General features: G+C 55.8%; 15 protein-coding genes and 1 riboswitch. Of the genes, 5 read left to right on the top strand and 10 right to left on the bottom strand.

All coding sequences use genetic code 11. The features are described 5' to 3' along the window. Window positions 1-104: 104 nt before the first annotated feature. Complete coding sequence (locus L2731_RS01295; protein ID WP_041509318.1) at window positions 105-497, bottom strand: H-NS histone family protein; 393 nt, start codon at window positions 495-497, stop codon at window positions 105-107. Between the two features lie 312 nt (window positions 498-809). Here L2731_RS01295 and L2731_RS01290 point away from each other — a divergent pair, with 312 nt between their 5' ends. The 3 genes from L2731_RS01290 to L2731_RS01280 all read left to right on the top strand — a co-directional run bounded on the left by L2731_RS01290 (window position 810) and on the right by L2731_RS01280 (window position 4,492). Next, window positions 810-1,559, top strand: a complete 750-nt coding sequence (locus L2731_RS01290; protein ID WP_041509319.1) for an electron transfer flavoprotein subunit beta/FixA family protein — start codon at window positions 810-812, stop codon at window positions 1,557-1,559. Then, window positions 1,560-2,483 carry an electron transfer flavoprotein subunit alpha/FixB family protein gene (locus L2731_RS01285; protein WP_041509320.1) on the top strand — a complete coding sequence of 308 codons (924 nt, stop codon included), beginning with the start codon at window positions 1,560-1,562 and terminating at the stop codon, window positions 2,481-2,483. A gap of 148 nt (window positions 2,484-2,631) precedes the next feature. After that, window positions 2,632-2,848, top strand: a riboswitch (Lysine riboswitch). Between the two features lie 78 nt (window positions 2,849-2,926). Beyond that, window positions 2,927-4,492: a Na+/H+ antiporter NhaC family protein gene (locus L2731_RS01280; RefSeq protein ID WP_239851494.1), complete on the top strand. Its 1,566-nt coding sequence runs from the start codon at window positions 2,927-2,929 to the stop codon at window positions 4,490-4,492. Between the two features lie 252 nt (window positions 4,493-4,744). On the opposite strand, the gene L2731_RS01275 is transcribed toward L2731_RS01280, so the two are convergent. Beyond that, complete coding sequence (locus tag L2731_RS01275; RefSeq protein ID WP_249251518.1) at window positions 4,745-6,889, bottom strand: M3 family metallopeptidase; 2,145 nt, start codon at window positions 6,887-6,889, stop codon at window positions 4,745-4,747. Window positions 6,890-7,257: 368 nt separating this feature from the next. On the opposite strand from L2731_RS01275, the gene L2731_RS01270 reads away from it, so the two are divergent. Continuing rightward, window positions 7,258-7,836, top strand: a complete 579-nt coding sequence (locus L2731_RS01270; RefSeq protein ID WP_041509323.1) for a thymidine kinase — start codon at window positions 7,258-7,260, stop codon at window positions 7,834-7,836. A 68-nt stretch (window positions 7,837-7,904) separates the two neighbouring features. On the opposite strand, the gene L2731_RS01265 is transcribed toward L2731_RS01270, so the two are convergent. Continuing rightward, the gene (locus tag L2731_RS01265) at window positions 7,905-8,336 is read right to left on the bottom strand and encodes a hypothetical protein (RefSeq protein WP_249251516.1); all 432 of its coding nucleotides are present in this window, start codon (window positions 8,334-8,336) and stop codon (window positions 7,905-7,907) included. 187 nt (window positions 8,337-8,523) lie between these two features. Next, a complete protein-coding gene (locus tag L2731_RS01260; protein WP_249251515.1) occupies window positions 8,524-9,303 on the bottom strand; it encodes a transporter substrate-binding domain-containing protein in 780 nt (259 codons plus the stop codon). A 384-nt stretch (window positions 9,304-9,687) separates the two neighbouring features. Here L2731_RS01260 and L2731_RS01255 point away from each other — a divergent pair, with 384 nt between their 5' ends. Next, the gene (locus tag L2731_RS01255) at window positions 9,688-11,262 is read left to right on the top strand and encodes a methyl-accepting chemotaxis protein (RefSeq protein ID WP_249251514.1); all 1,575 of its coding nucleotides are present in this window, start codon (window positions 9,688-9,690) and stop codon (window positions 11,260-11,262) included. Between the two features lie 119 nt (window positions 11,263-11,381). On the opposite strand, the gene L2731_RS01250 is transcribed toward L2731_RS01255, so the two are convergent. Genes L2731_RS01250 through L2731_RS01225 form a run of 6 tightly spaced genes read right to left on the bottom strand, consistent with a single transcriptional unit; the run spans window position 11,382 to window position 18,250 of the window. Next, window positions 11,382-12,038: a 3-oxoacid CoA-transferase subunit B gene (locus L2731_RS01250; protein WP_041509327.1), complete on the bottom strand. Its 657-nt coding sequence runs from the start codon at window positions 12,036-12,038 to the stop codon at window positions 11,382-11,384. A gap of 12 nt (window positions 12,039-12,050) precedes the next feature. Beyond that, window positions 12,051-12,752 (bottom strand): CoA transferase subunit A, encoded by a 702-nt coding sequence (locus L2731_RS01245; protein WP_144200389.1) that lies wholly within the window; start codon window positions 12,750-12,752, stop codon window positions 12,051-12,053. Between the two features lie 47 nt (window positions 12,753-12,799). After that, window positions 12,800-13,699 (bottom strand): hydroxymethylglutaryl-CoA lyase, encoded by a 900-nt coding sequence (locus tag L2731_RS01240; RefSeq protein WP_249251513.1) that lies wholly within the window; start codon window positions 13,697-13,699, stop codon window positions 12,800-12,802. Window positions 13,700-13,701: 2 nt separating this feature from the next. Continuing rightward, window positions 13,702-15,735 (bottom strand): acetyl-CoA carboxylase biotin carboxylase subunit, encoded by a 2,034-nt coding sequence (locus L2731_RS01235; protein ID WP_249251512.1) that lies wholly within the window; start codon window positions 15,733-15,735, stop codon window positions 13,702-13,704. Window positions 15,736-15,792: 57 nt separating this feature from the next. After that, a complete protein-coding gene (locus tag L2731_RS01230) occupies window positions 15,793-16,593 on the bottom strand; it encodes an enoyl-CoA hydratase-related protein (protein ID WP_249251511.1) in 801 nt (266 codons plus the stop codon). A 49-nt stretch (window positions 16,594-16,642) separates the two neighbouring features. Beyond that, entirely contained in the window at window positions 16,643-18,250 is a 1,608-nt protein-coding gene (locus tag L2731_RS01225; protein WP_249251508.1) for a carboxyl transferase domain-containing protein, read from the bottom strand. Window positions 18,251-18,296: the final 46 nt, after the last annotated feature.

Below are 18,296 nucleotides of genomic sequence, written 5' to 3'. Positions count from 1 at the left end.
GAAATGCAAATGGATGTAGCAAACTTGCCCTGACTAACAAATAAAAAAGCCAACCCTGAGGTTGGCTTTTTTGCTCGTTCATCCCACAGTGGGAATGTTTAAGCTTAGATAAGGAAGTCTTCGAGTGAACGACCCTTATCTAACTCATTTTTAAATACGGTTGGTGTGCGACCCTGACCCGTCCAAGTGATCGTTTCGCCATTCACTTCAATTTTATATTTTGGTGGGCGTGGAGCACGTTTCTTAGGAGCTGGCTTAGCAGCCACTGCGCCTAAATCGTCAATTGATAAACCAACAGCTTCCATTTGTTGGCGAATCTCTTCTATCTTTGCATTGCGCTCGGCCATAACCGCGCTTTCTTCTTCTGCTTGCTTCTCTTTCTCGGTAATGATTTTTTCAAGCTTAACTGCTACATCTTTTAAATCTTCTACCGACAATTCTTTAACAGCAGCCTTAAAGCGACGACCATGCGTCAATATATCTAGAAATTCGCTCATATTTATAATGTCCTGCTTAAAAATAAAATAGTAAATAGGATTACAGGGCTAATAATAGGAACTAAAAAAGGTTTTATCAAACGAATTAAATGAATATTTGAGCCTTTAAGGTAAATTTTATTTCAGCTTTTCTTTTTTTGTCCCATTTTGACCTCTTAGTCACCCCTAAACACCCTGTTTTTGATGTAAGACAAAGATGCTGGTGACTTCCTGTTGACGTTAACGTCAACAGCACGTAAAGTGGCGTAAGTTGGTGATAGTTTCGCTATGCACTATTTGTTATCCAGAATAAAGACGTAAGAAGGAAGCCTTATGAAAGTATTGGTGCCAGTAAAACGCGTCGTCGATGCTAATGTGAAGGTCAGGGTTAACGCTGACAATACAAATGTCGATACCGCAAATCTGAAGATGGCCATTAACCCATTTTGTGAGATTGCTGTAGAAGAAGCGGTACGTTTGAAAGAAGCAGGTATTGCGACCGAGATCGTGGTAGCAACCATAGGGCCTAAGGCGTCGCAGGAGCAGCTACGCACGGCGATGGCGCTGGGCGCAGACCGCGGTATTCATGTGGAAACCGACGAAGAACTTGCGCCGCTTTCTATTGCAAAGATCCTCAACGCGATTCAAGCCAATGAGCAGGCTCAGCTGATCATGCTGGGTAAGCAGTCTATCGATGGCGACAACAACCAGACAGGCCAGATGCTGGCGGCGCTAGCCGGTCTACCTCAGGCCACCTTTGCCTCTGAGGTAAAGGTTGAAGGCGAGCAACTTGTGGTTACCCGTGAGATCGACGGCGGTCTGCAGACCCTTAAGATGCCACTGCCTGCGATTGTCACCACAGACCTGCGTCTGAACGAACCTCGCTATGCCAAATTACCTAACATCATGAAGGCGAAACGTAAGCCGCTCGATACCATCACGGTAGACAGTCTGGGCGTGACCCTGAAGCAGCATCAGAAGGTGCTCAAGGTGACACCGCCTGCCGAGCGTCAAGCGGGTATTATGGTGGCTTCTGTCGAGGAGCTAGTGGACAAGCTAAAGAATGAAGCGAAGGTGATCTAAATGGCGATTCTAGTAATAGCAGAACATGATAATGCGACTTTAAAACTCGATACCGCCAAGGTAGTTGCTTGTGCTCAGGCGATCGGTAGCGAAGTCGATGTGATGGTAGCCGGTCATAACTGTGGCGCCGCGGTTGAGAGCGCCAAGCAGCTTGCCGGTGTGCGTCAGGTATTGGTGGCCGATAGCGCCGTTTATGCCAACGCCATTGCCGAAAACCTGTCATCGCTGATCGTTTCTGTGGCCAGCGAGTATCAACACATCCTGGCTGCGGCCTCGAGTGTCGGTAAAGATGCACTGCCACGCGTTGCGGCCCTTTTAGATGTGGCGCAGATCTCTGAAGTGGTTGAAGTGGTCAGCGAAGATACTTTCGTGCGTCCTATCTATGCCGGTAGCGCCATGGCGACGGTTCAGAGCCTGGATGCCATCAAGGTGATGACGGTTCGCGCCAGTGCCTTCGATGCGGTTGCCCAGGACGGTAGTGCCTCGGTGCAGACCCTGGATAACGAGTACAGCGGCGATGTCGAGTTTGTCTCGCAGACCCTGTCTGAGTCTGAGCGTCCCGATCTTGGTGCGGCCTCAGTCGTGGTGTCGGGTGGTCGTGCCATGGGCAGCGCCGAGAACTTTGCGATTCTCGAGCAGTTGGCCGATAAGCTGGGCGGTGCACTGGGTGCGTCTCGCGCCGCGGTTGACGCCGGTTACGTGCCAAACGATCTGCAGGTGGGTCAGACGGGTAAGATTGTTGCGCCAGACCTCTATATCGCCGTGGGTATTTCGGGTGCCATCCAGCACTTAGCGGGGATGAAAGATTCTAAGGTGATCGTGGCAATCAACAAAGATCCTGAGGCGCCTATCTTCCAGGTGGCCGACTATGGTCTGGAAGCGGATCTGTTCGAGGCAGTGCCTAAGCTACTCGAACTTATTTAATAAAATGTAAATGCTTGGTGAGCACTTTGGTGTTCATCTAAAATTTAGTGTGATATAGATCACATGGAGCGGCTTTGAGGTAGCGTCCTTAAAGCCGCTTGTGTTTTTATGTGCCTCACGTTTGCCGATAGTGACATTGGCAGGCGTCCTGAGACGTAGAGGTGCATTAAATATCAGTAGTATTCGTTAGGGTGATGCCGTTAAGCGAATATGAAAGGATTTGGTGCCGAAGTGGTGGAGTTGATCAAGGCTTGCCGCTGGGGCTGTCATCGAATAGAGGCAGCACTGCCATAGTGCTTCTTATCTGGATTGATAAGTGGAAGGTATACCGAGAATGGGTATCACTATGGAGCGCTACTGATAGGACAGGTGTAATATCTCATGCTATATCCCACCAGTTCAGTTGCCCTCCATTCGTATTTAAACGAAGACAATATTTTACAATGACAACTTTGAGTTATGCCGATTCGGCACTTTCTTTGCTGCCGCCCGTGGTAGCGATTCTGCTGGCGATCTTTACCCGCCGCGTCCTGCTCTCGCTCGGTGTGGGGATCCTCCTGGGGGCACTGTTAATTGCCGATTTTTCACCGCTGGATATGGGCCAATACCTGGGACAACAGGTGGTGGGCCTGGTGTGGGATGATGGCGCCTTAAACAGCTGGAACGTCTATCTGCTGGGTTTCTTGATTCTGCTTGGGATGATCACCGCAATCATTACCGTGAGCGGTGCCGCCAAGGCCTTTGCCGACTGGGCCCGTCAGCATATTCGTAATAAGCGCGATGCCAAGCTGCTCACCATGTTCCTGGGCTGCGTGGTCTTCATCGATGACTATTTCAACAGCCTGGTCGTGGGCAGCGTCGCCCGGCCGCTCACCGACAGATACTATATCTCCCGCAGCAAGCTGGCCTACCTGCTGGACTCGACCGCCGCGCCAATCTGCGTGATCTCGCCGGTCTCTAGCTGGGGGGCGTACATCATCGCGCTGATCGGCGGCATACTCACCGCCCATGGCTTTGCCGACACCGGCCATCTGAGCGTGTTTATCCAGATGATCCCGATGAACTTCTATGCCATCTTCGCCCTGGTATTGCTGCTATGTGTGGCCTTCATGGGGCTGGATGTGGGGCCGATGCGCCAGCATGAGCTAAACGCCCAGAAGGGTAACCTGTATGACGAGGCCAAGGGCCTGCCGCCAGGCGCCAACAGCGACCTACCAGAGGCGGATTCGGGTAAGATCTTAGGCCTGTTCCTGCCTATTACCGTGCTGGTATTTGCTACCATCTACTTCATGATCGACAGCGGCGCCGCTGCGCTGGCCGCGGAAAACCTGCCCTTTAGCGTGATAGGGGCGTTCGAGAAGACGGATGTGGCCTCATCGCTCTTCTTCGGTGCCGTGATTGGTCTGGCAGCTACCCTAGTGCTGGTGGCTGTTCAGGGGCTGGACAAGGCCCTTATCTTTAAAGGTGTGCTGGCCGGGGCGCGCTCCATGTTGCCCGCCATCTATATTCTGCTGTTCGCCTGGACCATCGCCGGGGTGATCGGTCAGATGGAGACGGGTAAGTATATGGCGAGCCTGGCGACGGGTAACATTCCGTTCGCGCTGCTGCCTGCCGTGCTGTTCGTGCTGGCGGGTCTGACGGCCTTCTCTACCGGCACCAGCTGGGGCACCTTCGGTATCATGTTGCCGATTGCCGCCGATATGGCCATGGGCACCCACACCAACATGATGCTGCCTATGCTGGCCTCTGTGCTGGCGGGCGCCGTGTTTGGCGATCACTGCTCGCCTATCTCGGATACTACTATCCTGTCGTCTACCGGGGCGAACTGTCACCACATAGACCATGTGCTGACTCAGCTACCCTATGCCCTCATCGTGGCGGGGATCAGCCTGGTGGGGTATACCGTGCTGGGCTTTACCGAGTCGGTCGGCGCGGGACTGGCAGCCTGTAGTGGGGTGTTTGTGGTAAGCATTCTGGTGCTGCGTCATAAGGCTAACCGTCCGGTTTAATACCAATCACAGTAAATATGTGATCAGAAATAGCGCAGGCAAAACGCTTGAGAACAAAGCAGGATTTTTAGATAAGTAGTTATTCTACAATTAAAAATACTAATACAGTTATCGAGTGTTTTAACAAGCTAGAATGATCAATTGTTTATTACGATTGGTATAAGTGACCTGTCGATACCACACAGACAGAAAAATGCCGCTCATGGAGCGGCATTTTTTTATGGTTAATATTCCCCTTTAACGGGAATTCGCTTAGTTGAGACCGCGGCGTTTTAGCAGCGCCTCTGTGGTCGGCGCCTGACCTCTAAAGGCCTTGTAGGCCTCCATCGGCGGCACGCTGTTGCCGACCTCGCGGATGGTCTTACGGTACTTCATGCCAATCTCGCGGTTAAGACCGCCCTGGGTCTGCACATAGGCGAAGGCATCCGCCGCCAGGATCTCGCTCCACATGTAGGCGTAGTAGCTGGCCGAGTAACCGCCGGGGAAGGCGTGGGCGAAGTAGGTCGACTTGTAGCGTGGCGGTACGGCGGCGATATTGATGCCGTGTTTCTTAAGCGCCTTGGCTTCGAATTCGGCCACATCCTGCAGCGGCGCGTCGGCGCTCAGTGAGTGCCACTCGAGATCCACCAGGGCCGCCGCCATATACTCCAGGGTGTCGAAGCCCTGATTGAAGCTGCGTGATTTCAGCAGTTTCTGCAGCAGGTCGTCGGGGATCACTTCGCCCGTCTCGTAGTGCTTGGCGTAGTTGGCCAGCACCTCGGGGTGAGCCGCCCAATCTTCTTCGAAGGTCGAGGGGAACTCGACAAAGTCGCGGGAAACGGCCGTGCCCGACAGGCTAGGGTAGGTCACCTTAGAGAACATGCCGTGGGTGCCATGGCCCATCTCGTGGAACATGGTGGTGACCTCGTCGTAGCTGACGAAGGTCGGCTCACCCTCTGGTGCCTTCTTGATGTTCATCACGTTGACCACCACAGGCTTCTGGTTCAGAAGTTTTGACTGAGTCACGAAGGAGCTCATCCAGGCGCCGCCGCGTTTGCCTTCGCGGGCAAAGTAGTCTGCGTAGAAGATCGCCATCGAGCTGCCGTCGGCGTCAAACATCTCATAGGCCTTCACATCTTCATGGTAGACAGGCAGATCCGGGCGCGGCTTGAGGGTCACGCCATAGAGACGCTCCAGGGTGAAGAACACGCCGTCCTTGAGCACACGTTCAAACTCGAAGTAAGGTTTGATGGCGGCGCTGTCGAGATCGAATTTGTCTTTACGCACCTTCTCGGCATAGAAGGCCCAATCCCACGGGGCCAGGGTGAAGTCGCCGCCAGTCTTGTCGATCATCGCCTGGATATCGTCGGCTTCCTTCTGGGTGTTGGCCACCACGGCGGGCACCATAGAACCGAACATCTGATAGACGGCTTCCGGGGTCTTGGCCATCTGCGGCGTCAGGCGATAGTCGGCCCAGCTATCGTAACCCAGGAGTTTGGCACGCTCGGCGCGCAGCTGTGCCAGGCGGGCAACCAGAGATGCGGTTTCGTTGTCGCCGCTCATGCCGCGATTAGATGAGGCCTGCCACACCTGCTGGCGTAGCTCTCGGTTTTCCAGCTTGGCTAGGATAGGCTGACGAGTGGTATTGGTGATATTGATCAGATACTTGCCTTCATGTCCGGCGGCTTTGGCATCGGCCTTGGCGGCGCGGATCTCACTCTCTGACAGCCCCTTCAGCTCATCGACACTGTCGACGACGACGGCGATCTCCTTGGTGAGCCTTAGCAGGCGCTGACCAAATTCGTTGGTGAGCTTAGACTGCTCTTCGTTCAGCAGGCGTATCTCGGCCTTTTGTGCCTCGGTCAGCTTGGCACCCGCCATGACGAAGCGTTGGTGGTAGATCTCTATAAGGCGCACCTCTTCGGCCGTTAGCCCTAAGGTGTTGCGGCGCTGATACAGGCTATCGATGCGGGCAAACAACTTGCCGTTGAGGTGGATGTTGTCTGAGTGAGCGGCCATCTTAGGGGCCATCTCGCCCTGTAGCTTACGTAGGGCGGGGTTGCTGTTAGACCCAGTCAGGTTGTAGAACACCTTGGAGGCGCGGGTCAGCAGCTCGCCGCTGGTCTCCAGCGCCACGATAGTGTTGGCAAAGGTGGCGGGCTCCTTGTTGTCGGCAATGGCCAATACCTGTGCATGATGCTCTTCTATGCCTTGCTCGAGGGCGTGCTCGAAATGCTCATCCTTGATCTGGCTAAAATCGGGTGCCTGGTATTGCAGCGTGCTGGCTTGCATCAGTGGGTTTTGCGCTTCCATACCGGCGGCGGCCTGTGTGGGCGCATTGCTTGTTTGACAACCACTGAGCAGTACTGTGGTCGATAAGGCGCCGACGACGGCAAAGGCGATAAGGTTCAATTTCATCTATACAACTTCCTTAGATTGTGATTGTTATTTTTATGTGGGCGGGTGTCGGGATAATCTAACGTTTGTAAATTAACTCAGGCTGAAAATGGTACTAGGTCAGACTCACTTAGCTAAGTGATTGGCTGACATGGATATCATTAGAGGCCTCTATTGCCCTAATGGTCTTATTCAGCGGCCGCCGCGACGAGTGCTAATAGCGAGCCTCCGACAATGGCAGGCCTGTCGAGACTCGGTTGGCGATAGGGATAAGCGATAAATGTGTCAGACTGTGCGGCGAGCCCATGACGAGTAGCCTTTTGGCGCTGCTAATTGGCGCAATATGGTGATAGAATCGCTCGATAACAATAATCAGGGGACTACTCGCTTTGGCACAGCTCTATTTTTACTATTCGGCAATGAATGCCGGCAAATCCACCTCACTGCTGCAATCTTCCTATAACTATCGCGAACGCGGCATGAATACCTTGGTCATGACGGCGTCGATAGATGATCGCTATGGCGTGGGTAAGGTGGCCTCTCGTATCGGTATCGAGACAGATGCCCAGGTATTTGCCAGCGATGACAATCTGGTTGAGATGGTGCGCGAGGCGCTTAAGAGTCAGCCTCTGCACTGCATCTTGATCGATGAGTCGCAGTTTTTGAGCAAGGAGCAGGTGAGACAGCTGACCTATGTGGTCGACGTAATGGATATTCCCGTGCTCTGCTATGGTCTGAAGACAGATTTCCAGGGCGAGCTGTTTAGCGGCAGTCAGTACCTGTTAGCCTGGGCCGACAAGCTGGTGGAACTTAAGACCATCTGTCATTGTGGTCGTAAGGCCAACATGGTGGTGAGGCTGGATGGCGAAGGCCGCCCCATGAAAGAAGGTGAGCAGGTCGCCATCGGCGGTAACGAAAGCTATGAGTCTGTCTGCCGTAAGCATTTCCGCGAATTTTTGTGGGACTAACTCTCCCACTCGAGTGAGCTAAGCAATAAGCCATCCAATAGGGTGGCTTTTTTATGCCTACGCCTCGGCTATTCAAGGCTGGCGAGTAAGTGTCTGACGCTGGCGCGGGTATGGTCAATCTGCTCGACGATACGGGTGGCGCTCTCTCGCTGGTCGGTCATTTGTGGCCAGTGGTGTTGCCATACGGTCTTGAGGTCGGCGCATGATGCGATAACCTCCTCCTCGGTGATCATGCTCAAGTCGTTAATCAGGTTTACCTTGATCCAGCCCTTGCGCGGATTGCCCGCATGGGGGTCTTTATCATAGTGCGCGGCAAACACTATCGCCTCAAGTTCAGAGAGCTGCAGCAAGAGTTCGAAGCTTGCGGTCCGCATGGTGTTGTTATACTCGCTAATTTCCATGCGCCATACGTTGTAGCTAAATCCTATCAGCGCAAATATCATGCTGAAGATGGCGGTGAGCTGGAAGATATGGCGCCTTCGATTGAGTTTGCTAAGCATGGATCCTCGCTGGTGCTAAAAGGCTTTGTGTAAAAAGGCTTTGTGTAAAAAGGCTCTTTTTGAAAAACCTCTTTGTGAAACGGCGCGCAGCTGTCTACTTTTTGGCTCGCTTATTGACAGTGTAGCTGCAGATTGAGTTTGTGTGGGTTTCTGCGAGGGGGGGGGCGCGATAGCTTGTGGCTAGCTGCTAACGGCTATCAGGTTTTCCCTTGGTGCTGCTATGCGGAAACCATTTCTGGTATAGCCGCTCAACCTCGCCTTCTTCAATGAGAGCGTGCAGGGTGCTTTCAATTTGGCTCAAGAGTTCGCTATTGCCTTTCTTGACCGCAAAGGCCACGGGCGAGCCGGGATCGGGGTTGTCCAGTATCGTAACGCCTATTCCCATCTGCCGGGCGAGGTAGAGGCCGACGGCCTTCGGCATGATGGCTGCCTGGATCTTACCCGCCTTTAACAGCGCCATGGACTTTTCCTTGCTAGGGGTTGCTATGATGCGAAAGTTATACAGTGTGCCCAGCTCCTTCCAGTGGGTTTCGATGTAAGAGTGGCGATCGCCGCTGACAAACTTGTTATGAAGATCCTCCAGTTTAGCGATCTGCTGGTTGTCTTCGAGAATGAAGATCACGTCGTATCGGTAGTAGTAGGGCCGAGTAAAGTCGAAAAACTTGGTTCTGAGGTCGTTGACTTCCATGCCGGCAATCACCTCTATGTCACCAAACCTGAGTTCATTGAAGACCAGATCCCAAGACTCCTGCCTAAACTGGAACGCCTTGCCAAGCCGCTGAAAGATCAGCCTGGCTACGTCGGCATCGAACCCTGTGGTTTCACCATCGATGGAAAACTGATAGGGGGGGAACCCGGTCGCTACGCCACAACGCACCTCTGGGGTATGCTTTGCCAGCAGGGGAAGACTCAAACAGAGCAGTAGCGCGGCAAGGAGTACGTTCTTGTAGGTGGCAAAGTAGGGCATCAGTTTAGGTGGCCTGCTAGTTTCATCATTTCACTCTTAGGTTTTTATTCTAGTTGTCTTTGGAGCTTCGGCGGCGAATGCGCTATGGGCCACCCTGGCAGGCGTATCGTTTTTAAAGTCCATGATAATAGTGTGGATTAGACAGGTTTTGCAAACAAAAGCTGTAGCAAGGGATTTTCTGGTTATAAATTCAACTGATTAGGTGTGAATAATCTTTATTAATAACGACTTAATTAGTAACGGAATAATGCTTACCTATGAGATCTGCCTCATAATTTCAACAGCTGTAACCTACTTGATACAGATACATTGCGTTAGATCAATTGATGAAAATTTGTCAGGCGTCAAAATTCAGTCACCATTTGGGTAACTAACTAAAATGCAATGCGAAATAATCAACCCGTGATAGACAATGAGGTTGCGCTGACCGACGATGATATCCTGCTCTCCACCACAGATCTCAAGGGCAACATAGGCTATGCCAACGAGGATTTCTGTCGTATCTGTGGATTCTCCGAAGAGGAGTTGCTCAGTCAGCCCCACAACATAGTGCGTCATCCAGACATGCCAAAAGCCGCCTTTGCCATGTTGTGGCAGCGACTGACCGATAAGCAACCCTGGCTGGGTGTCGTCAAGAATCGCTGTAAAGATGGCTCCTATTACTGGGTCAACGCCTATGTGGCGCCCGTGCTGGAGAACGGCCAGGTCAAGGAATATCAGTCCGTGCGCCGCCGGGCCAGTCAGGAGCAGGTTGCGCGCGCCAGCGACATCTATCAGAGCCTGAATAGCGCCGAGCAGCGCAGCGAGATCGTTGATGCCAAGTTCAGCTATGGCGCTAAGCTGATCCTGTTCGCCCTCGTTTGTCTGTTGCTGGCCATTGGGCTAAGCAACATCTCACCCTGGCTGGCGCTGCTTTGCGCCCCCCTGTTGGTCTTTGGGATGCGCGCTATGTTGGCGCCGCTGCGCGCCCTCAACCAGCATGCGCTGTCCATAGTGTCAGACCCTGTGGCCAGACATATCTATGCCGGGCGGCGGGACGAGCTGGGTAATATTCAGTTTGCCATGGAGTTCACCACCGCGGAGATCGCCGGGGTGGTGGGGCGCATGACAGACGCCTCGACCACTATCGTCAGGGACAGTGACACCTTGCTGAGCTCTATCACGGCCACCGCCGATCGCGCCGATGGTCAGAATCAACAGACGGCCCAGGCCGCGGCGGCGGTCGAGGAGTTGACCGCCAGCTTTAATGAACTAGGCCAGCAGATCAAGCAGGTGTCTGTCGATGTCGAGGCCAGTCAGGCGGCGGTGCAGCAGGGCTATGAGCAGCTCGATGCCGTGGTGGCCAGCATAGACGAGCTACATGGCGAGGTAGGTAACTTTGCCCAGGTGGTGAGTGAAATTGAACATGACAGCGTGGCAATTAATCAGGTGCTTGAGGTGATCACCAAGATTGCCGAGCAGACCAACCTGCTGGCGCTTAACGCCGCCATCGAGGCGGCGCGGGCCGGCGAGTCTGGCCGGGGCTTTGCCGTGGTGGCCGACGAGGTACGCCAGCTGTCGGCGCGCACCGCAGACTCGACCAGCCAGATAGATGCCATCATCGCCAAGTTCCAGCAGAGCACCGCCAATGCGGCCCATACCCTGAGCGCTGGTCAGCGTCAGGCGACCCAGGCAGTGCAGTTGGTCAAGCAGGCCGAGGCGGTATTTGCCGAGCTGGTGACCCGTATCGATAAGATCAATCAGATGGCAGAGTTGAGCGCCAACTCCATGCAGGAGCAGGGACTGGCGGCGGTGGATATCAGCGACTCGCTGCAGGCGATAAGCGAGCTGGCCAGCGAGGGCTTTGCCCAGTCCCAGGCCGACAGACAACTGGGTGAGCGCAGCTCGCTCAAGTCGATGGAATCGCGGCAACTGGCGCGGCAGTTCTGGCGTCAGGCGGTACATCGCGCCAACGCCTAAGCGCATACAAAAGCGCTATACCCAGAAGCCATACAAAAGAGCCATACAAAAAGCCATACAAAAGAGCCATATAAAAAAGCCCAGACATCTGTCCGGGCTTTTCATGTTAACGAGTGCAATTAGAACTGCATCTCGGGGACATGCTCGGGCACGACCAGCTTGCCGGCCGTCTTCTCGATGATCTCCTCGACGCTCACGCCTGGTGCCCGCTCCAGCAGGTGGAACGCGCCATCTTTGATCTCCAGGAAGGCAAGGTCGGTCAGCACGCGCTTGATGCAGCCATAGCCGGTAAGCGGCAGCTCACACTTAGGCAGCAGCTTAGAGTTGCCGTGTTTATCGGCGTGCATCATGGTGACGATAATATTGTCGGCACCGGCCACCAGATCCATGGCGCCGCCCATGCCTTTAATCAGCTTGCCTGGGATCATCCAGGAGGCGATAGAGCCCTCGACATCCACCTCGAAGGCGCCCAGCACGGTGAGATCCACATGACCACCACGGATCATGGCGAAGCTCTCGGCCGAGGAGAAGAAGGAGGCGCCGGGCACTGCGGTAACCGTCTGCTTACCCGCGTTGATCAAATCGGCGTCTATGGTCTCTTCTGTGGGGAACTCGCCCATGCCGAGCAGGCCGTTTTCAGACTGCAGCATCACCTGCATGCCTTCGGGAATATAGTTGGCCACTAGGGTGGGGATGCCTATGCCCAGGTTGACATAAAAACCATCCTGTAGCTCCTGGGAAACACGCTGTGCCAGTTGTTCTCTCGATAAAGCCATGGTGTCTCCTCCCTATTTGCTCTTGACGGTGCGCTGCTCGATACGCTTCTCGAACGTACCTTGGATCAGGCGATCCACATAGATGCCTGGGGTATGGATATGGTCTGGGTCTAGCTCGCCCGGCTCGACGATATGCTCGGCTTCTACCACAGTGATCTTACCGGCCGTGGCCATCATAGGGTTGAAGTTGGCGGCCGTCTTACGGAAAACCAGGTTACCCATGGTATCGGCCTTCCAGGCGCGAACCAGGGCGAAATCGGCGGTCAGCGCGGGCTCCAGCACATAGTGACGACCATCGATCTCACGAGTCTCCTTGCCTTCGGCTACCGGAGTACCGTAACCGGTTGCGGTGAAGAAGGCGGGAATACCGGCGCCGCCGGCGCGGATCTTCTCGGCCAGCGTGCCTTGAGGGGTGAGGATCACGTTGAGCTCACCCGAGAGCATCTGCTGCTCGAAGGTGGCATTCTCGCCCACATAAGAGGCGATCATGGTGCTGATCTGACGGCTCTTGAGCAGCAGCCCCAGGCCGAAATCGTCGACCCCGGCGTTATTCGAGATGGCGGTGAGCCCCTTGGCACCACTCTTAACCATCTGGGCAATTAAGCCTTCAGGGATGCCGCAGAGGCCGAAACCGCCGACCATGACGGTCATGTTGTCAGTCAGACCTTCCAATGCTTCTTCATAGCTGGCGACCAGCTTATTGAGTCCTGCCATTATCATTATCTCCTTTGAGCGTAAGCCGGGCCTGAGCCCAGCTCCTGTTATTCTGTTAGCGCGCGTGCAACCTTGGCACCGCTGTCTCTGCCAAGCGCCTGGCTGATGTTGTTGCCCGCGGTGATCAGGGCGTTAAGATCTATGCCGGTCTCTATTCCCATGCCGTGAAGCATGTAGACCAGATCTTCTGTGGCCAGGTTGCCCGAGGCGCCTTTGGCATAGGGGCAGCCACCCAGTCCGGCCACCGAGCTGTCGATGACGCTGACGCCTGTTTCCAGACAGGCAAGAATATTGGCTAATGCCTGACCATAGGTGTCATGAAAGTGTAGCGCCAGTTTCTCTACCGGTACCCTGCACGCGACCGCTTCCACCATTCTACGGGCATTTAAGGGGGTGCCAACGCCTATGGTGTCACCCAGAGAGATCTCGTAGCAGCCCATTTTGTAAAGGATCTCTGCCACGCGAGCCACTTCCTCGACCTGGATCTCGCCCTCGTAGGGACAGCCCAGCACACAAGAGACATAGCCGCGTACGGGGATCTGTTTCGCCTGAGCCGCCTCCATCACAGGGATGAAGCGCTCGATCGACTCCTCGATAGAGCAGTTGATGTTGCGCTGGCTAAAGCTCTGCGAGGCGGCGCCGAAGATGGCCACCTCGTCCGCGCCAGCGTCAAGGGCAAGTTCCAGCCCCTTGAGATTCGGTGTCAATGCGCTGTAGACCACGCCTGGACGCTTGCTCAGCTGGCGGAAGATCTCGCCCGAGTCGGCCATCTGCGGCACCCACTTGGGGGAGACGAAGCTACCGGCCTCGATGCGGGTCAGGCCCGCCTCGCCGAGCTGATCGATCAGGGTCAGCTTATCGGCGGTGGTGACCGCCTTCTCGTTCTGCAGGCCGTCGCGGGCGCCGACCTCGAAGATGCTGACCCGGCTTGGATAAGTCTTGCTCATGGTTAGGCGTCCTCGTTCGGGGTAACGTCCAGCAGCAGGGCGCCGTCGCTCACTAGCTCACCTGGCTGGAAGAAGAAGGCGGCAACCTTGCCGTCAAACGGCGCTTCGATGGTGTATTCCATCTTCATCGCTTCCATCACCATCAGCCCCTGACCCGCCTCGACCTCATCGCCCACCTCGACCAGGTGAGTGACGATAGTGCCGTTCATCGGCGCCTTGAGCTTATCTTCGCTGCTGGCCTGATCTTCCACTACCTCTGTCTGCAGGGCGCGGAAGTGATAGCTGCCGCTTGGCAGGAAGAGGGTGAAGTCGTCGCCTTCACGACTGACGGGGATCTTGCTCTTGTGGCCGTTGATCTCGGCGTGCAGCAGATCTTGCTTTAGCTCACCGCTCAGGGTCAGTTGCTGCTCGTTGAGGCTGAGGTAGTAGCAATCGCCCACTTGGCTCAGGGTCAGGTGTTGGATCTCATGTTGGTCATCCAGCAGAGAGAGCTGATGTACGCCGCTGCGGTTGAGTCTGAAGCCGCTGACCTGCCCCCAAGGCGAATAAGGGTCGTGGCTGTTGGTCGCGGTGAGCTTGGCCTGCTCCTTCTGGGCACACAGATGATAGAGGGCGGCGAAGGCCAGGGCGCCATTTTGCTCGCTGCTGTTGTCGCCATCCAGGTTGGCACCAATCAGGGTGTCGCCATAACGCTCGATAAAGTCTGTGCTGAAATCGGCCTGGGCGAAGGCCTGATGTTCGGCGATGTTGGCCAGGAACTCTATGTTGTGTTTCAGGCCACTGATCTGATAAGACTCCAGGGCGTGCACCAGGCGCTGCAGGGCGCGGGGGCGCGACTCGTCCCAGACGATCAGCTTGGCGATCATAGGGTCGTAGAAGTTGCTGATCACATCGTTTTCGCGGATGCCGGAATCGATGCGCACATAACGGTTCTGTTCGGGTTCGCGCAGGAAGTTGAGCTTGCCGCTGGCGGGCAGAAATTCGTTTTGCGGATCTTCGGCGTAGATACGCACCTCGAAGGAGTGGCCGTGAATGCGCACATCTTCCTGGCGCAGTGGCAGCTCGCTGCCGCTGGCGACCATCAGCTGCCATTTCACCAAGTCCTGGCCGGTCACCATCTCGGTGACGGGATGCTCTACCTGCAGACGCGTGTTCATCTCCATGAAGTAGAAGCAGTCGGTCTCGTCGCTGGCATGGGTGTCGAGCAGAAACTCCACGGTACCCGCGCCCACATAGTCGATTGCCTTGGCGGCGGCGACGGCGGCTTCACCCATGGCGCGGCGTAGGCTGTCGGACAGACCCGGCGCCGGTGCCTCTTCGACCACCTTCTGGTGACGACGCTGAATGGAGCAGTCGCGATCCGACAGATAGATGCAGTTGCCCTGGGTATCGGCAAATACCTGCACCTCGACGTGACGGGGCTGTCTCAGGTAGCGTTCGATCAGCAGCTTGTCGTTGCCAAAAGAGGAGGCCGCCTCGCGGCGCGCCGAGTTGATGGCGTCCAGGGCTTCAGCTTCCGACTCGACGATACGCATCCCCTTACCACCACCGCCGTAGGCAGCTTTGATCAGCTGAGGGAAGCCTATCTCTTTCGAGGCCTTGAGCAGTACCTCGTCGCTCTGATCATCGCCGTGATAGCCGGGCACCAGGGGCACATTGGCCTTCTCCATAATGATCTTGGCGGCGCTCTTGCTGCCCATGGCGTCGATGGCATCGGCGCTTGGGCCGACGAAGGCGATACCCGCCTGTTCACACTGACGGGCGAAGTCGGCGTTTTCCGACAGGAAGCCGTAGCCAGGGTGGATCGCCTGGGCGCCGCTGCGTTTGGCGATCTCAAGGATCAATTCGCCCTTGAGGTAAGACTCGCTCGGGGCGCTGCCGCCCAGGTAGAAGGACTCATCGGCCATGGCCACATGGCGGGCGTCCTTGTCGGCGTCCGAATAGAGGGCGACGGTTTTGATGCCCATGACCTGTGCGGTCTTGATGATTCTGCAGGCGATTTCGCCGCGGTTGGCGATCAGTAATTTGGTAAACATGTTAGCGAGCTCCCCGAACTGGTAGGGCAATAGGGTCTAAGATGATCTCTGTGTTCATTAGGTGTTCCACCTTGGGCTTCTCTTCTCGAAGAAGGCGTTAAGCCCCTCCTGGCCCTCGTCTGAGACGCGGATGCGGGCGATACGCTCGCTGGTGTAGGCCAGCGTCTCCTGGTCAATCACACCATCTTCCAGGCGTGACAGCAGGGTCTTGACCCAGGCCATGCCCTGAGGGCTGTTGCCCTTGAGCGCCGTGATGATGGGCGCGCTGGCGCTATCGAGATCATCGTTAATCTCATGGATCACATTGAGCTTGAGCGCGGTTTCGGCGTCGAAGCGCTCGGCGGTCAGCATGTAGCGGCGCGAGGCGCGCTGGCCCATGGCACGTACCACATAGGGGCTGATCACCGCGGGGATCAGCCCGAGCTTAACCTCACTGAGGCAGAAGCTGGCGCGGCTATCGGCGATAGCGATGTCGCTGGCGCAGATAAGCCCCAGGGCGCCGCCGAAGGCCGCTCCTTGTACCAATGCCAGCGTCGGCTTGGGGAACTTGTCGAGCTTATGCATCAGGGTCGCCAGCTCGTTGGCGTCACTCAAGTTTTGCTCGAAGTCCATCTTGGCCTGCTTGCGCATCCAGTTGAGATCGGCGCCGGCGCTGAAGTTACGCCCGTTGGCCTTAAGCACCAGCAGCTGACAGCTGTCGTCGCTTGCGAACAGGTCGAGGGCGGCGATCATCTCACCTATCATCACCTCGTCGAAGGCGTTGTGTTTGTCGGCGCGGTTAAGCACCATCTCGCCGACTCCATCGTTTAGGGAGCAGCTTAAGTATTCAAATTCTTGTGCAATTGTTTGGCTTGTCATGGGTATCCTTCCTTGCCTCTGCGTTATCGATTGTTGACTTAGCGGCGCATTACATGCGGAACACGCCAAACTTAGTCTCTTCAATCGGCGCATTGAGTGCCGCAGAGAGGGCAAGGCCAACCACGTCACGGGTCTGGGCCGGATCGATAATGCCGTCGTCCCACAGACGAGCGCTAGCATGATAAGGATGTCCCTCCTTGTCATATTGAGCCACGATAGGGGCGCGGAAGGCGGCCTCATCTTCGGCCGGCCAGTCCACTCCTTTACGGGCTAGACCATCGCGGCGCACGGTCGCCAGTACGCCAGCTGCTTGCTCGCCACCCATGACCGAGATGCGGGCGTTAGGCCACATCCACATCATGGTCGGTTCGAAGGCGCGGCCACACATGCCGTAGTTACCGGCGCCATAAGAGCCGCCGATGATCACGGTAAACTTAGGCACGGTGGCGCAGGAAACCGCGGTCACCATCTTGGCGCCATGCTTGGCGATCCCTTCATGCTCATACTTCTTACCTACCATGAAGCCTGTGATGTTTTGCAAAAACAGCAGCGGGATCTTGCGCTGGCAGCAGAGCTCGATAAAGTGGGCGCCCTTCTGCGCCGACTCGGAGAAGAGGATGCCGTTGTTGGCGACGATACCAACTGGGTAGCCGTGGATACGGGCGAAACCGCACACTAGGGTGGCGCCATAGTTGGCCTTGAACTCGTCGAAATCTGAGTCATCGACGATACGGGCGATCACCTCTTTGACATCGAACGGCTTCTTCAGATCTGTCCCCACTATGCCGTAGAGCTCGTTGATCTCGAACTTAGGCGGCTTGACCGGGCTCAGCTGGCTGGCGATCTGCTTGTTGTGATTGAGACGGGTCACCGACTTGCGCGCCAGCTCTAGGGCGTGCTCATCGTTTTGCGCCATATGGTCGGCCACGCCCGAGATCTTAGTATGCACCTCGGCGCCGCCCAGCTCTTCGGCCGAGACCTCTTCGCCTGTAGCGGCCTTCACCAATGGTGGGCCCGCCAGGAAGATGGTGCCCTGTTCCTTGACGATGATCGACTCATCGGCCATGGCGGGCACATAGGCGCCGCCCGCGGTACACAGACCCATCACCACGGCGATCTGTGGAATGCCCTTGGAAGACATCTTGGCCTGGTTATAGAAGATGCGACCGAAATGGTCTCTGTCGGGGAATACTTCGTCCTGGCGCGGCAGGTTAGCCCCGCCCGAGTCCACCAGATAGATGCAGGGCAGGTGACAGCGCTCGGCGATCTCCTGGGCCCTAAGGTGTTTCTTCACCGTTAGCGGATAATAGGTGCCGCCCTTTACCGTGGCGTCGTTGGCGATGATCATGCACTCGACGCCGCTGACGCGGCCGATACCGGCTATGATGCCCGCGGCCGGTACCACGTCGTCATAGACCTGGTAGGCGGCAAACTGGGAGATCTCCAGAAACGGCGAGCCGGGATCCAGTAGCTTCTCGACACGCTGACGTGGCGACAGCTTGCCACGGGAGAGATGGCGCTCCATGGCGACGGCGCCACCGCCTTGTTCGATTTCAGACAGTTTTAACTTGAGATCGGCGACCACCTGGCTCATCTGTTGATGCTTGGCCTTAAACTCGTCGCTGCGGGGATTGATTTGACTGCTCAGTTGCGTCACGGCTTGGTTCCTTTTAAGACTGTGGTGAACGGGAAGTGGCGATTGC

It is taken from the genome of Shewanella aquimarina, from assembly GCF_023349185.1.
Taxonomy (GTDB): Bacteria; Pseudomonadota; Gammaproteobacteria; order Enterobacterales; family Shewanellaceae; genus Shewanella; species Shewanella aquimarina.
Note: the sequence above shows the minus strand (reverse complement) of the source record. Positions and strands in the feature narration are given on the sequence as shown.